Raw genomic sequence first — 15,179 nt, forward strand, 5'->3', positions numbered from 1 at the left:
CGGCGGTGGTCGGGACGGTGGCGGAGAGGTGCGGCCGGGAGCGGCGCAGGCCGTGACCGACGACCGGCACGGCATCGGTGACGGCCGTCATCGGGTCTCTCCGCGCGCGGTGGCCAGGACGGTGAAGCCGCAGCCGGCCAGGGCGGCAGCGACCGGGTGCGGTTCGGGGCGGGCGGACTGCCACGGGGTGGTGTGCAGGCCGGTCAGGCGGTGGAGGGCGTGTTGCAGGGCCGGCTCGCGGTCGGCGATGCCGGTCAGCCAGCGGTTGGTCCAGCCCTCGTCCTCCCACGCCGCCGGGCGGACGCCGGCTGTCGCGAGCGGGGCTGCGGCGCCGCTGGGCGTGGTGTGGACGTCGGCGCTCAGGCCGTGCTGGTGGGCGGTGACTTGGGCCACGGCGGCGAGCGCCGCAAATGCCACGGCATCGGCCGGCGTTGCCTCGACCGTGCTGACGGCGAGCCCGGGCGCTTGTAGGTCGACGCGGAATACCGGCTCGTCTGCATCGAGTTGATTGACCGTCAATGAAGCTTTCACGTCGAGCCGTTCGGTGAGCGTGGTCCACCAGTGCCGCACCTGCGGATGGTCCCGCCAGCTGGTATCGATCGGCGACGCACCGCCTACGGGAAGGGCCAGGGCGGCACGGCGGAGCGCGAGGCCGCGAGCCTGTTCCGGGGTGGCGCCGACGACCGGGGTGGCACCGGCGCCCGACGTGAACGGCCCTGCCCCGAGGTGGAGTTCGGCCGACCGGCAGGCGGCGTCCAGCCGGGCCAGGTCCGTCCGGGCGGCGCCGGCGAGGAGCGGACCGGCCGGGGTCCGGCAGGACACCAGCGCGGCGGGCACCTGCGGGAGGGAGCCGGGCAGCGGCTCGTCCAGCACACCGAGCCGCTGGTCGCCGAGCGCCGCGATACGCCGCAGCGCCTCGGCGAGGTCCTCCGGTGCTGGGGCGGTCGCCGGGTGGCCCGGGAGGGGCGGGCCGGCGGCCCAGGGGTGGTGGTCGGCGCGCAGCGGCCGCGCCCGGGCGACCAGGATCGCGGGGCGGCCGGCCAGCAGTCGCGGGTCGCGATCGGGCGCCGCGGGGTCGGGCAGCCCGGCGACCGCGCGGAGCAGGCGCTGGGCGGCCGCGCCGGCGAGCAGCGCGGTCAGGGCGGCGCTCGCGTCGGGCGTGGCCGTGTCGGGCGCGGCCGTGTCGGGCGCGGCCGCGAGGCGAGCCGCGATCTCCTCCGCGTCGGACCGCGCCCGCACGGGGTGAGCGGGCGCGGTGACGAAGCCGCCCCCGGCGTCCGCGGCCACCGCGACGGCCGTCTCCGGGGAGCCGGTGGTGAGCAGCGCCCGGCCCGCCGGCAGGCTGTCGTCGGCGGCGAATGAGGGGACGGCTCCGGCCTCGGTGAGGGCGCGGTCGACGGCCCGGGCGAGCGTGCCGCCGGGATCGGCGGCCCGGACCACGGGGTGGGCGGCGCGGATCGCCTCCGCCGCCTCGCTCGGGCGGCCGGCCACCGCGCCCAGCCAGGGCGGCAGTTCGACGCCGTCGGGGTGCTCCACCAGGAGGTCGTGCTCGCGCAGCCGGTCGGTCAGCGTGGCGAGGGCTGCGCCGATCTTGGGATCGGACGCCTCGGGCCGCTCGGCGGCCTGCGGATCGGCTCCCAGCCGGGCGGCGAGCAGGCCCCAGAGGGCGGGAAGCGCGCGGCTTCCCTCCAGGGTCAGGCTGGAGTCACGACCGCGAATGTGCACCCCCTCCCGCAGCGGGGTGGCGGCCACCCCGGGACGCAGGCGTGTCCGATGAACTGACTGATCGTCAATAGACTTGGCGCGCCATCGCGGGGCAGAGCCGACACCGGATGCGTCAACCACCGTCTCCCCCGCCGTCATGACTGCTGCTCCACCACGGCGATCACTTCGTCCAGCCGGGCGCGCCAGTCGTGGCCGGTGAGCGAAGGGACCGTGCGGACCACCAGGTGGGCGGCGAGGTAGCGCTCGACGGGGCGGACGCCGCAGATGGTGAAGAGGCGGTAGAGGGCGTTGGTGCAGGCGCGGTGGACGAGGTAGTCCGGGCGGCTCCACATGGCGCCCTGCGGGTCCGAGCGGCGCAGCAGCCGGTGGAACTCGCTGTAGCGGGTGCGGATGTCCTGGTTCCAGCGCTCCACCGCGGCCTGGTCGCCGGTGGCGGCGGCGCGGACCCGGTACTCCAGGGGGACACCGCCGAGGTCGGCACCGGCCGCGAGACGCCCCTCGGCCAGGCGCCAGGCGTCGGCGGACCAGGCGGCCCACACCCGCTCCCAGCCGGTGGCCCCGCCGTCCACGATCCGACCGACCAGGGCGGTCACCGATGCGTGGGTGGCCTCCCAGCGCTGTTCGAAGGCGGCGCGCAGTCGGCCGTCCGGGTCGTCGTGGACGAGGAAGTCCTCCAGGTGGGACACGAAGGAGTAGTGGCCGCCGATCAGGCCGTCCGGGTGGGCGGTGGTGTGGGCGGCCAGGGCGGCGACGGCGAGCTGGACCCGGGCGGCCGGGGCGTCGCCGTGGGCGCCGAGGAAGTCGAGACCACTGCGGAGGGCGGGCAGGCCGAGACGGAGCAGGTCGTCGCGGAGGGCGACGCCGTCCTCGCCGATCAGGCCGCGCAGGGCGGTGAGCTCGACCGGTTCGATCCGCACGGTGTTGTCGGGCACCAGCGGCCCGTACGGCGGGGCGATCAGTTCGGCGCGGCCTGCCTCGACGGCCTGGGCCAGCAGCTGTTCGTCGGTGAGGTCGGCGACCGAGGGGTGGGCGGCGGTCCACTCGCGCAGCGCGGAGGCGGTGCGCTGGGCGACCGCGGTGACCCGGTCGGGCGCGCCGGTAAGCCGGATCCGGACGTGCGGGCCGTACAGCCAGTGGCGGTCGACGTGAACGGTCAGGCCGTCCGCGGCGGCCCGGTCGGCGAGCGGGAGTACGGCCTCGCGCAACAGCCGGGCCTTGGCCGGGTGGTAGTAGTACACGGCCACGTCGCGTGCCGTGGCGTCGCGCGGGTCGGGGGCGGGCATGTGGATCTCCTCGGCGCGTTACGGGAAACGGGGCGGTGGCGGTAGCGCGGGGCTCAGCGGGGCCGTGCGGGCGGGTACGTCCGTGCGGGGCGGTAGGTCTCCACCACCAACTCCTCGGCGAAACCCGGCTGTTCGCGCCCGCCGAAGACGGGCAGAGCCTCCTCCAGGACGACGCCCGCGTCGTGGCGGCCGAGCCACTTGGCGAGGCAGCGCAGGTGGAGGGCGTTCCCGAGGTCGAGGGCCTGCGGCTTCGGAGCGCGCAGCTGGGTGATGAAGTCGTCGACGGCTCGGCCGAGCGGGGCGGCGGGGGCCGGGTGCAGGAACAGCTGGTCGGGCAGGTCGAGCAGGGCGCGCCAGCGGGCGGCGGTGGCGGCGGGAACCTCGGCGTCGGCGGCGAGGTCGGAGCGCAGCGCGTCCAGGACGGCGGGCGGCAGGTGCCAGCGGCGGCGGGCGAGCACCAGGTGGCGGTGGCGGAGCCGGGGCGTGCGCAACACCTCGCCGCCCGGGGCGGGGGCGGTGTGACGGGGCAGCAGCAGGCGGAAGTCGACCACGCCCAGCGGGTGGTCGGCGAGGAACGGGGCGAGGCGCTGCGGCAGCATGATCGGGGCGAGGAAGCCGAGGTAGAGCACGTCGAGCGGTTCTCCGGTCGCGCGCAGCCGCAGGCGCAGCTGGTCGGTGGCGGGATCGTGGTCGAGGTCGACGTCGGCCTCGGCGAGGGAGGTCCAGCGGCGGTCCGGGCCGAGCTCGTCGGGGACCAGCAGCGGGTGCAGATTGGCGTTGAATCCGCCGACCGGCCGTATCTGGACCGCCCGGGCGCCGGGTTCGAGGCCGCGACGCAGTTGCCGGGCGACATCGGTGGCGGCCTCGGGCGCGGTGGCGTCGAGGAAGCGGCTGGTGAACCTGCCCCAGCCGCCGTAGATGTGGTTGACGCACAACAGCCCGTCGGTGCGGTCGCGTTGGACGAAGAAGGAGTAGCTCAGCGGCCGGGCGGCCGTCCAGCCGGGGAGTCGCTCGGCGAGCGCGCGGACGCGGTCGGCGGGCAGCACCAGGTCGGCTGATGGGTCGGCGGACTTGATCGAGGCGGCCAACTCGGCTCGCAAGTCGGCGAGTTTCTCGAGCCCACTGGGAAGCTGGTCGGCCGGGTCGAGAGCGGCGTACCGGCTGGCGTCCGCCCAGGCGTCGGCGATGTCGGCACCGAACTCCCAGGGGTTGCGGCAGACGCCGCCGGGGCCGTAGCGGGTGACGAACCGGTCGCGGGCGGCCCGCCGCATGAGGTGGCCGAGGTCGAAGAGCTGAGCGAGGGCGGTGAGTTCACCCAGGGCGGTATGGTCGGCCTGGTCCAGGCGGGTGCCCGGGCGGTGGCCGGGCTGCGCAGTACGGTCGCCGGCCCGGGTCGCGGTCCGGTCGCGCCTCTCCGCGCCACCCAACGGCTCCGGGGCGACGACGTCCTCGGTGAGCACGGTGAGCGGCGCCGCGTCCGCCGGAGCGGGACGGCCGGCGGCGGCGAGGAGTTCACGCCAGGCGGCGGCGAGTTCACCGAGCAGGGCGGGCCGCCGAGCGGCGGGGACTGTCACAAAGCGGGCGGTATCGGCGGCTATTCGCTCGATCAACTCGACGAGCGCGGCATCCTCGGGCCACCGGCGGAGCCAGTCGGCGAGGCGGGCCAGCGGGGCCCGGTCCTGCGGATCCACCGGATCGGTGGGGACCAGCAGCCCGGCGTCGGTGAGCCGGTCGAGGAAGGCGGCGATGCCCGGGTCCTCGGCCGGGCGGCCGAGGGCGGCGGCAAGGTGCTCGGTGAGCCTGGCCGGGGTGTCGGGCGTGACGGTGAGGTCGGCGAGCAGGACGAGCGGTCCGCGGGCGGCGAGTTCGACCTCCTCCTCGTCGGTCACCAGGTATCGCCCGCCGGTGAAGCCCGCCCGGCTGCGGGCGTAGCGGGCCCGGCCGTCGGCGAGCGCGGCACTGCTCGTCATCCGGTGCGGGAGGGTGCGGCTGCGGCGCGGCTCGGCGAGCAGGGCCTCGACGAGGGCGCCGACCAGGGTCCGGTTCTCCTTGACCACCGGACGCAGCTCGACCACCGGGTGCAGCCCCAGCGCGGCACCGGGGTCCTGGTCGGCCGTCCGGGCCCAGCCGACGGCGGTGAACCAGGAGAGCGGGCTGGTCTTGGTGCTCGCCCGCAGGACGTGGCGCAGCACGGTGGGCTCCTCCTTGCGGGCCCGGCGATCCACCGCGCCGCCCCGGCCGGCGTTCTCGACGGCCCGCAGCAGGTCGCCACTGGTCAGCGCTACGGCCCGGGCGAGGGCCGGCTCCCGGCAGAGCGCGGCGAGCGCGGCGCGTTCGGCGGCCAGCGCGGGTTCCGTGGCATCGGCGAGTTCACGGAGCAGTGCCGCCCGCCGGTCGCGCAGGTCGAGCCAGGCGGCGAGCCGGGGGACCCGGGCCGGCAGGTCGCCGAGCCGGTCCAGGACGGCGCGGCGCGGTTCGCGACCGTTGTGCAGGTCCCGGCGCAGCGGCAGCACCACGTAGCGGTGGAACTCCTCGCTGTGGCCGGCCCGGCTGACGAAGAGGTCGTCACCGAGAGCGGTCCGGAGGGCGGCGGCCTCGGCCTCGGTGGCGGTGAGCCGGGAGAGCAGGGCGCGGAAGCCCGCCGCGACCGGCGACTGGGCGGGGTGCGGAAGCACGGTGGTGCGGACCAGCAGGTAGGGAGCCGTCCGGGTGTCGGGAACTCCCGCGGAGGCATGCGGCGTACCGGCGGCAGCGGTGCGCGGGGCTCCGCTCGCGGTGGCGGGCCCGGTGGAGTACGGCATGGCGGAGCTCCCGGCAGGTGGAAGGGAACGGCAGGCGAACGGAGCGGCAGTGGGCACGGCCGGCCCCGGACGGGGCCGGCCGTGGTGGGTCACATGTCCATCGGCATCCGCGGAACGCCGCACGAGGACGAGCCGCACGAGCAGGAGCTGCCCGAGTGGGAGGCGCCCGACTCCGGCAGGGCGACGGTGTCCCGCATCGCGGTGACGGTCAGGTCACCGAGGTCGAGGTCCGCCAGGTCGAGTGTGGTGTCGAGGTCGACGTTCATCCACTTCTCCTTAGAGAGACGGTGGCCACCGAAGGCCGGTGGCCGGTGACGATGATTCAGCCCGGCAAGTGGTTTCGGACATTGTGAACCCCTTGGGAATCAAAGACCCGAAGTGCACCTGCCGGGTAATCGACGAGTGGCCGAAAGCCGTTCCCTAAATGGACCGGAATCCATCCTGGACGGGGCCTTGAGCGACTCACGGGCGACTCTAGGCGGATGTTCTTGAGTCGCGATGGGGCGACGTTGGAGCGGCCATTCATGTTCAGCCACGCACCCTGCACGACCAGCCATTTCGGCAGCGCACGGCTCGTTCGGAGTGCCCACCGGCCGGCCCGACGAACGGACGATTCCGGCTCCCCGTCGCCCGCGGCTTCAAACGACGCGACGTTCGGATCCACGGATTCCGCTACCGCGATCGGAGCTCCTTACGGCAGTCCGATCCCGACGGCCGCCGTAACATTCCACCGCAGCCCATGAAGAGTCGAAAACGGACTTCTAGATCATGGATCTCGGCATCAGTGGAAAGACCGCTCTGGTCACCGGCGCGAGCCGCGGCATCGGCCTCGCGATCGCTCAGACCCTGGACGCGGAGGGTGTCCGGATGGTGGGTGCCGCCCGAATCGTCACTCCCGAACTGGAGAAGGTCGCCGCCGCGGCCGTGTCCGTCGACCTGAGCACCCGCGACGGGGCGCGGTCGATCGTCGATCAGGCGCTCACCGCCGTTGGCGGGATCGACTTCCTCGTCAACAACGTCGGCGCCGGCGACCCGGAACGGCTGTCCCTCGGCGGGTTCCTGGACGTCGACGACGAGCAGTGGCAGGGGATATTCGACCTCAACCTGTTCAGCGCGATCTGGACCACCAAGGCGGCGTTGCCGAGCATCCTGGAAACGCAAGGGCGCGATCGTGAACATCTCCTCGATCAACGCCCGCATGCCCACTGGCGCGCCGGTCGGCTACGCGGAGGCCAAGGCCGCGCTGACCCAGTTCGGGAAGCGGCTCAGCGAGGAGCTGGCGCCACGCGGTGTCCGGGTGAACACCGTCTCCCCGGGCCCCACGGCCAGTCCGGTGTGGACCGACCCGGACGGTTTCGGCGGCAAGGTGGCCGCCGCGTCCGGGGTGGGCCACGGCGACCTGCTCGCAGCTCTGCCCGGGCAGTTCGGCATCGCCTCGGGACGCCTCACCGAACCCGAGGAGGTGGGGAACCTGGTCGCCTTGCTGCTGTCCGACCGTGCCGCCAACATCCACGGCGCCGACCAGTTCATCGACGGCGGCACCCTCAAGACCGCCTGACCGGGCTGCGGCGGACCGCTCGGCGCAGTCGACAGGGTTCTGGCGACTGCGCCGTCAAGGGCCGGCCCTCTCCCATCATCTGCCTCCGTTGGCTCGCGGCGAGAGCGCACAACTGTTCACTCCTTCGCGGGGTTTTGATTCCCCCAGGCCACAGGGCCGGACCCCCGACGGACGCGTTGTCGGTACTCCCCGCTACGTTCCTCCCATCACAGACCGGCAGGTGGGAGGAGAACCGACGGTGGTATGGGTGGAGACGGGAGCCGGGGGCTACCACGTCGCGCTCGGCGAGGACGGCAGGGTGGTGTGCCGCGACGCGGCGGGGCAGCAGCTGGAGTCCGTCCCGCCGCAGCTGGGTGACGACCCGGTGGTCGCCCGGCTGCGGCAGCTTGCCGAGTGGCTGGGCGCGCACGAGCGCCGCTGCCAGGAGGACGTCGAGCGGTGGATGGAGCGCTCGCTGCCCGTGCCCACGGCGACGATCACCGGGGTGTGGGCCGACGAGGCCTGGCGACGGGTGCTGCGCGACCTGGTGGTTACCGGGGCTGACGGCACGGCCGCCGGCTTCCTGCGCGGAGCCGACCCGGAGCGCGGACTCGCCCTGGTCGGCCTGGACGGCGACACCGTCCACCTCACCGACGGCGAGATCCGGATACCCCACCCCGTCCTCCTGGCGGACCTGGACGAGCTGCGCGAGCTCGCTGTCGAACTCGGCGTCTCCCAGCGGGTCCAGCAGCTCTGCCGGGAGGTCTGGCACCACCCAGCCGACACCCCGGACGGGACCGAACTCACCACGTACGCCGGCGGCCGCTACGAGGAGCTGCGCGAGCTGCTCGGGCGCTGCGCCCGGCTCGGCTACCAGGTGCGCGACGGCCACGCCGTCCTGCCCGTGGTCGAGGGCGGCCGCACCGTAGAAGCCCGGCTCTGGGTCGGCGACGTCCAGGAGTGGGACGAGTGCGAGACGGGCGCGCTCAGCTGGACGGGACCGGACGGCCGGATGCTGCCGCTCGCCAGGGTCGGCCCGGTCGCCTGGTCCGAGGGTATGCGGATGGCCGCCGCGCTGTACGCCGGCCGCACGGTCGAAGGGGAGGAAGCCGCATGAGCACCACCGACACGAGCATCGACGAACTGGAGAAGCTGCTGGACGCCGGAGCGGTGCTGCCGGCCGGCACCGTCCTCGGCGCGGGCCGGCCAGACAGTGCCGCCGACGTGCTCACCGCCCGTGCCTACACCCACCCCGCGCTCGGCGAACGCCGGGTGGTGCGGCTGGTGCCCGGCGCGCTCGGGTCTGCCGAGGACCTCACCCTCGATTGTCTTCTCGGACTCATCCCTGACGGCGAGCCGGCCGAGGTCGGCCAGGTCCGCCAGGAGCCGCTCGGCTTCCCCGCGTGGGCGCTGGTTCACGACCCGGCCAATGGCCATCACGCGCTCGCCCTCGTCAAGGAGATGGAGCTGCTCGCCCGCCAGGTCACGTCCATGCCCGGCGCCGCCAAGGACGGCTTCGACGCGCTCGCCGAGCGCCTCGGCCGCACCGTGCCACACTTCCTTCCCACCTACTGCGAGGAGGTCGGCAGGATCTTCCTGGAACAGGGCAACCGGACCTCCGCCGCACGCTTCTTCGGCAAGGCCCGCGAGGCCGAGCGCACCCACGGCCTCGCGGTGGACGAGGAGCGGCTGCGCGCCGTCTTCCTGGAGTTCGCCCTGGCCGGCGCACTCACCGTCAAGGCGCAGCGCCAGTACGTCAAGGAGCTCAGAAGTCGGCTCGACCCGCTGACCGCCTGGCAGCGCTTCCGCCGGCTCTGCGCCGAACGCTCGGCCGCCGGTCTGGCCCCCTACGCCGGCGTCGCCGAGGACGCCCGCGCGCTGATCAAGGCCGCCGGGCTGGACCGCGCCGAGCACGAACAGGCGTTGCTCGCCGAGCTGCTCGCCTCACCCGCCGTCGACCAGGCGCCCGGAACGTTCTGGAAGTCCTGGCGGGGTGCCGTCGTCGAGCTCGGCCGGCGCGACGAGAGCGTCCGCGCCCGCCTGCTGGAGCTCCTGCCCGACCCGGCCGGGGTCGACGACCAGGCCGTCCAGGATGCCTCCTGGCTCGCCCTCCTCGCCGAAAGCGGCGCCGAGGAGCTACTGACCGGCCCGGCCGTCGAGGGCAACGAACCCGCCGCCGCCTGGCTCCGGCGTTGGTGCAACCACCTCGGCCGCGGCCGGGACGACCACCCCGCCTGCGCCGCCACCGTCGCCCTGGCCGGCCGGATGGCCGGGCGGCTGCGCGCCGACGGCGTCCCGGTCGACCTCTTCACCGGCGTGCGGCGCACCCCCACCCTGCTCGAACTGCTCGACCGTCTGCTCGCCGACGGCGCTCCGGTGGCCGACCCGCCCGAGCGCTTCTACCTGGGCGTCGACGACTGGGCCGGGCAGGCGCGGTCCGACAGTGCCACTCTGGCCGCCGTCGCCGCCGACCTCCGGTTCCGGCCCTTCATGCGCGTCGCCGCCCCCAGGGCCTGGGACGACGCCGTCCGGACGAACGCGCCCGCCCTGCCCGTCCTGCGCGAGGTCTACGCCGAGTGGGCCGACGAGCGCGCCGACGAACTCCTCGCCGCCCGCGGCCTCGCCGGTGCCGCGGAGCTGCTGCGCGAGCTGGCCCGGCACCGCACCACCATCGGCGACCTCAACCCGGCTGCCGCCGAGCGGATCGCCGGCCTCGACGTCGCCGGCCTGCTCGCCCGAACCCTGCGCGCCGGCATCCTCGACGAACTCGGCTGGCCCGCCCTGGAGGAGGCGCTCGCCCGGCTCGGCGTCGGGGAGAGCGACGACGTCGAGCTCCACGGCTTTCCCAAGGACCTGGTCCTCGAGGACGCCTGGCCCAACGTGATCGTCGCGCGTACGGACAAGGCCTTCGTGGTCGGCCCGCAGGGCATCCTGCTGGAGCACACCATACGCATCCCCGACCGGCTGGAGCAGTGGGCGAGGACCAGGTTCCGCTTCGTCGACGGCGAGCTCCTCGTCGTCTGGTGGGGCCAGGACAAGCAGCGCGCCTACTGGTCCAGCCGGCCCGCCGAGATCTTCGAGCTCGACGGCGAGACCATCGCCTACTTCGGCTACGCCTACTACCTGGCACCCGAAGCCCCGTCCCTCGCGCTGCCCGGCGGCGGGCGCACCACCGGCGAGCGTCCGCTGCGCGCCGGCGACACGTGGATGCCCGACGAACACCGTCTGCTCGCCGACGGCACCGGCTACTGGACGCTGCGCGACCCTTTCGGCGGCACCGACTTCCACGAGTTCGACCCGGTCACCGGTGCCCTCGGCCGCATCGCCGAACCGCCCCGGATCGCCGCGACCGCGGCCGCCGGCCGGCTGATCCCCGCTTACACCCGGTTGATGCCGCTCCAGCCCGGCCTGGAGAACACCCCGCTCGGCACCGACGGCGTCGTGCTCGGCAGCTGGGTGCGGGTCGACGACGACCGAACCGTCACCACCGGCACCGCGGACGGGCACACCATCGTCCTTCCGCTGCACGGTCGCTCCGCCGACGGTTACCCGGTCGGACGGCTGGCCCTGCCCGGCGCGGGCCGCCCGATCGTCACCGTGCTAGGCGGCGGGGAGCTCGCCCTCGCCCACCCCGACATGGCGGGCACCGCCGACCGCACCGCCCTCCTGCCCACCCTCAAGCCCGGTGGCTGGCAGGCCGCCGGCACCGCCGTCGTCCTCCCGCTCGACTACTGGCACGCCCTGACGCCGCGTGACGAGGCCGGCTCGCTCGTCCTGCGCGCCGTCACCGAGGATCAGGCCGCCGGCCTGATCGACGCCGCCTGGCCGGTCGGCGACAAGCCGGTGCCCGAGGACGAGCAACGCTGGATCACCGTCCAGGGCGTCCGGCGCAAGCTCGCCACCAGCAAGGACGCCCGGCGCCGGCTCCCGAACCACCCCGGCATCGCCGCCGCCCTGCCCGGCATCGGACACCCGCTGCTGCTCGACGGCGTCGCCGGGCTCGCCCGCGCCGCAGCCAACCTGCTCGAGCGGGCCGCCCGGTTCGTCCCTCAGCCTGACGCCTGAGGGCCGTCCCAAGGCTGACACCGCCCGGCCAGTTCCGCACACTCACCCGAGCACTCCTCGTCCTCGGATGCGACGGACCTGGCCGGGCACCATGCATGGTTGCGGCTACGGCCACGACGGGCACCGAGCCACTCGCGGCCAGGTGCCCGAAACCGTTGCCCCCGGGGATCGTTGTCCCGGTGGGGTCCTGTGGTGGGTTGCGCCACGACGGACTCCTCCACCATGGCCGTGGTCCACGGCAGCGGCCGACTGATGCACGAACGGTCCTGGTAACCGGATATCGACAGGAGAACACCGACCATATGAAGATCGCCGTCCTCGGCGCCGTGCTGGCCATCCCACCGCTGCTCGTCGCCGCCGCAGCCCCCGCCGACTCCGCCCACACCCGCTCTGCCCGGCCGACGATCGACGCCACCTGTGTCCAGACCGCGCACGGCACCTTCGCCACCGCAGTCGATCCGGGAGCCACCAACACGTCTCAGCCCGACACGCTCCGCATGACCGGGAAGGTGGAGTGCGTGGACTCCGCCAACGCACGCCTGGCCTCCGGAACTTTCGAGCGCACGGTCACCATGCCCGGCGTTGAATGCACCGGCGAGGAGCACCGCGACACTTCGACCACCACCGTCCACTGGTCCGACGGTGCAGTCTCCACGCTCGACTTCGACAGGACCGAAGTCGTCAAGGCGAGCGGAACCGCCTCGCTGGTCATCACCGGCAGCGTCACCGCCGACAGCGCACGCTTCGCCAGGGACACGATCAAGGCAGTCGGCATCAGCTCCGGCTCGGGCTGTGGCACCCGGGCCGGCGAGACCGCCGTCGACTCGACGCTCGTCCTCCACCTCACCCACTGAGCAGAGCTACCGATCCGCGCGCAGCCCGCGCGTGAAGGAAGGCCCGACATGTCTCTCGCCAAGGCCAGGCAGCAGGCAGCCCCGCTGGATCGCACGACCCCGAAGGCCCGTATCTACGCGATGCTGGACACCGACGGAGACGGAGTCGCCTCCAGGCACGACTACTTCGTCCGGATCGAACGGGCGCAGCAGGCGACCGGCCGCACGGACGACGATCCGATGGTCGTTGCCGCCCGCACCACCGGTGAGCGGGCCTGGGCCGCGATGGACTCCAACAACGACGGCGTGATGACCTTCGACGAGTACGCGAGCTGGGTGGATGCGGAGAAGTTCGACACCATCTGCAAGTTCGCACTCGGCGCACTGTTCGACCTCGCCGACGCTGACCAGGACGGCAGCCTGCACCGGTCGGAGTTCACGATGCTGCGCCAGGCACTGGGCAATCGGGCGGACAACGCCGACGCGGCGTTCGAGGCGTTGGACGCCGACGGCGATGGTCGTGTCAGCCGCGACGAGTACCTGGCCTCGATCCGCGCATACGTCACCGGCGACGACTCCCCCATGGGTGAAGCCTTGTACTGACCGATGAGTTCTTCTCGGCCCTATGGGCAGGCGTCAGTCTCCGGGGAGGCTACGCCGGGGGCAGGGCGTACACCGTGGCGCCGTGTTGGGCGATCAGCCGTTCTCCGTCGGTGGTCAGCTGCCAGTCGTGCGACGAGTCCGAGCCGGTGCGGAAGTTCCAGCGGATCCGGCCCGTGCCGGTGTCGATCGCGTACAGCCCGGTCGTGCCGCCGGTCGGCACGACGAGCGTGCGGGCGACCACCTGGGCCGGCACCAGGGCGACCGTGCCCTCCGGGAGCCCGCAACTCCACAGCTTCTCACCACTGTTCGCCCGGAACGCGTGGACCTCGGTGTCGGCCACGGTCGCGTAGACCACCCCGTCGGCCACGGTCGGCGGGGTGTAGGCGCCCTGCCCGTCCGCCGGCGGCTCGACGGACCAGAGCCGCTTGCCGTCGGCGAGCTGAAGGGCCTGCAGCCCGCGCTGCCGGTACGCGCAGTAGACCCTCTCCCCGTCGCAGAACATCGGGTAGCCGAGCGAGGCCCCGGTGCTCACCGACCACACCTCGCGGCCGTCGGCGGTGCTGCGGCAGACCAGGTTCCCCTTGTCGTCGCCGTAGAGCACGTGGTCCGGCGCCGTCAGCGAGCTGACACCCGGGTTGGGCGCCGTCCGCCGCTCCGAGAACCAGGACACCGCCCCCGTCTCCGGGCTGAAGCCGGCCACCCCGTGAAGGTTGGCGCCGCGGTCGGCCAGCGCGTACACGCCGTGCTCGTCGGCACCGAGCAGCTGGGTCGGTGAGGTCGCGGTGGCCGTGTACCTCCAGCGCTGTGCCCCCGACTTCAGGTCGTAGCCGGCCAGGTCTCCGGCGAAGGCGAAGAACACCGTCCCGTGGGCCGCGGCCAGTTGGTACGTGCTCGCGTCCCGTACCCACCACCGTTCCTTGCCGGTGGCGCCGTCCAGCGCGAACACCGAGTCGCCGCCGAGCAGCACGGTGCCACCGGTCACCAGCGGACGGGCGTTCAGCGCACCGATCGCGTCGTACGTCCAGATCGGCTTCGGCGCACCGTCCGGCCCCGGACTCTGCGACGGCGGCCGGGAGACCGCTCCCTCGGGAGAAGCCGCGCCGGAAGCGGCGGGACCGGACGAGGAAGGGCCGGACGCGGCGGAACCGGTCCCCCCGCCCAGCCGCCAGGCGGCCGCCCCTCCAGCCGCGACGGCCGCCAGCGCGGCCGCCCCGCCCAGCAGCACGGCCCGGCGGGACCGGCCGCCCCACTGTGCTCCTTCGGTGGCCACGCCGGCCGCCGGAACGTCCACGGCCGCTGGCCGGTGACCGCGCACCGGGGTCTCCAGTTCGAGCACGGCGGCCGCATGCGCGGCGATCGCGGTGGCGACGGGCGCGGGCAGCCAGTCGACCGCCGCCCCGGCCGACAAGCGCTCCCGCAACTCCACGGTGGTGGGCCGCTGCTCCGGGTCCTTGAGCAGACAGTGCTCGACGATCGACCGCAGACCGTCCGGCACACCGGCCAGGTCGGGCCGCGCGTGGACCACCTTGTACAGCTGCACGGCCGGACCGGAGTCGGTGTCGAACGGGCCCCGGCCGGTCGCGGCGAACACCAGCACCGAGCCCAGCGAGAACACGTCCGACGCCGGGCCCACCACCTGGCCGTTGGCCTGCTCGGGCGACATGAAGCCGGGCGTGCCGACCACGACCCCGGTGCGGGTCAGGCGATCGCCGTCGACCGCGCGCGCGATGCCGAAGTCGACCACCCGCGGCCCGTCGCCGGCCAGCAGTACGTTGGAGGGCTTGAGGTCGCGGTGGACCAGCCCGGCCCGGTGGACGGCGACCAGCGCGCGGGCCAGTGCGGCTCCCAGCGTGCGGACCGACGCCTCGGGCAGCGGGCCGTGCCGCCGGACGGCTTCGCTGAGCGAGGGCCCCAGCACGTAGGCCGTGGCCAGCCACGGCTGCGCGGCGTCCGGATCCGCATCGACGACCGCCGCCGTGTGGGCACCGTCCACCCGCCGCGCGGCCTCGACCTCCCCCGCGAAGCGGGCGCGGAACTCCGCGTCGTCCGCCAGCTCCGAACGGACCAGCTTGACCGCGACCGTCCGACCGCCCGCCGACCGCGCGAGGAACACCCGGCCCATCCCGCCCGCGCCCAGCACGCCGAGCAACCGGTAGGGGCCCACCTCGGCCGGGTCTCCCGCGGCCAGCGGCTGTATCGGCATGGTGGTTCGGCTCCTCGGTGCTGGTCTGTCGTCGGCAGGTCGGCCCGCCGCAGGCGAGGAGTTTAGAAGACGGATGACGATGCTGGGTCCCGGCCCCGGTCGGATGAACGGTGGGCCCGAACCATCTCG

At 74.0% G+C, this 15,179-nt stretch carries 9 protein-coding genes and 1 pseudogene; 5 read left to right on the forward strand and 5 right to left on the reverse strand.

Going from position 1 to position 15,179, the window contains the following annotated elements; all coding sequences use genetic code 11:
* Positions 1-87: 87 nt before the first annotated feature.
* The 4 genes from F7Q99_RS32735 to F7Q99_RS32750 all read right to left on the reverse strand — a co-directional run bounded on the left by F7Q99_RS32735 (position 88) and on the right by F7Q99_RS32750 (position 6,075).
* Positions 88-1,752 (reverse strand): hypothetical protein, encoded by a 1,665-nt coding sequence (locus tag F7Q99_RS32735; protein ID WP_153468427.1) that lies wholly within the window; start codon positions 1,750-1,752, stop codon positions 88-90.
* A gap of 107 nt (positions 1,753-1,859) precedes the next feature.
* Entirely contained in the window at positions 1,860-3,008 is a 1,149-nt protein-coding gene (locus tag F7Q99_RS32740) for a lantibiotic dehydratase C-terminal domain-containing protein (protein WP_153468430.1), read from the reverse strand.
* Between the two features lie 53 nt (positions 3,009-3,061).
* Positions 3,062-5,809 carry a lantibiotic dehydratase gene (locus F7Q99_RS32745; protein WP_153468433.1) on the reverse strand — a complete coding sequence of 916 codons (2,748 nt, stop codon included), beginning with the start codon at positions 5,807-5,809 and terminating at the stop codon, positions 3,062-3,064.
* 89 nt (positions 5,810-5,898) lie between these two features.
* Complete coding sequence (locus F7Q99_RS32750; protein ID WP_153468436.1) at positions 5,899-6,075, reverse strand: thiazolylpeptide-type bacteriocin; 177 nt, start codon at positions 6,073-6,075, stop codon at positions 5,899-5,901.
* A gap of 502 nt (positions 6,076-6,577) precedes the next feature.
* Here F7Q99_RS32750 and F7Q99_RS32755 point away from each other — a divergent pair.
* The 5 genes and pseudogenes from F7Q99_RS32755 (at position 6,578) to F7Q99_RS32775 (ending at position 12,847) form a co-directional block, all read left to right on the forward strand.
* Positions 6,578-7,367 (forward strand): annotated as a pseudogene (locus F7Q99_RS32755) (SDR family oxidoreductase).
* 238 nt (positions 7,368-7,605) lie between these two features.
* Entirely contained in the window at positions 7,606-8,463 is an 858-nt protein-coding gene (locus tag F7Q99_RS32760) for a DUF4132 domain-containing protein (RefSeq protein WP_407697899.1), read from the forward strand.
* The gene (locus tag F7Q99_RS32765) at positions 8,460-11,411 is read left to right on the forward strand and encodes a hypothetical protein (protein WP_153468439.1); all 2,952 of its coding nucleotides are present in this window, start codon (positions 8,460-8,462) and stop codon (positions 11,409-11,411) included. The genes F7Q99_RS32760 and F7Q99_RS32765 overlap by 4 nt, the downstream gene beginning before the upstream one ends.
* Positions 11,412-11,713: 302 nt before the next feature.
* On the forward strand, positions 11,714-12,265 hold the full coding sequence (locus F7Q99_RS32770) for a hypothetical protein (protein WP_153468443.1): 552 nt from the start codon (positions 11,714-11,716) through the stop codon (positions 12,263-12,265).
* Positions 12,266-12,313: 48 nt separating this feature from the next.
* Entirely contained in the window at positions 12,314-12,847 is a 534-nt protein-coding gene (locus F7Q99_RS32775) for an EF-hand domain-containing protein (protein ID WP_230211120.1), read from the forward strand.
* 49 nt (positions 12,848-12,896) lie between these two features.
* On the opposite strand, the gene F7Q99_RS32780 is transcribed toward F7Q99_RS32775, so the two are convergent.
* On the reverse strand, positions 12,897-15,050 hold the full coding sequence (locus tag F7Q99_RS32780) for a serine/threonine-protein kinase (protein ID WP_153468446.1): 2,154 nt from the start codon (positions 15,048-15,050) through the stop codon (positions 12,897-12,899).
* Positions 15,051-15,179 lie beyond the last annotated feature (129 nt).

The sequence above is a fragment of the Streptomyces kaniharaensis genome (assembly GCF_009569385.1).
Lineage (GTDB): Bacteria > Actinomycetota > Actinomycetes > Streptomycetales > Streptomycetaceae > Kitasatospora > Kitasatospora kaniharaensis.

Excerpts from the sequence above, each read along its gene's own strand:
- F7Q99_RS32740 (WP_153468430.1), bottom strand. The coding sequence starts at position 3,008 with ATGCCCGCCCCCGACCCGCGCGACGCCACGGCACGCGACGTGGCCGTG.
- F7Q99_RS32745 (WP_153468433.1), bottom strand. The coding sequence starts at position 5,809 with ATGCCGTACTCCACCGGGCCCGCCACCGCGAGCGGAGCCCCGCGCACC.
- F7Q99_RS32750 (WP_153468436.1), bottom strand. The coding sequence starts at position 6,075 with ATGAACGTCGACCTCGACACCACACTCGACCTGGCGGACCTCGACCTC.
- F7Q99_RS32765 (WP_153468439.1), top strand. The coding sequence starts at position 8,460 with ATGAGCACCACCGACACGAGCATCGACGAACTGGAGAAGCTGCTGGAC.
- F7Q99_RS32770 (WP_153468443.1), top strand. The coding sequence starts at position 11,714 with ATGAAGATCGCCGTCCTCGGCGCCGTGCTGGCCATCCCACCGCTGCTC.
- F7Q99_RS32775 (WP_230211120.1), top strand. The coding sequence starts at position 12,314 with ATGTCTCTCGCCAAGGCCAGGCAGCAGGCAGCCCCGCTGGATCGCACG.
- F7Q99_RS32780 (WP_153468446.1), bottom strand. The coding sequence starts at position 15,050 with ATGCCGATACAGCCGCTGGCCGCGGGAGACCCGGCCGAGGTGGGCCCC.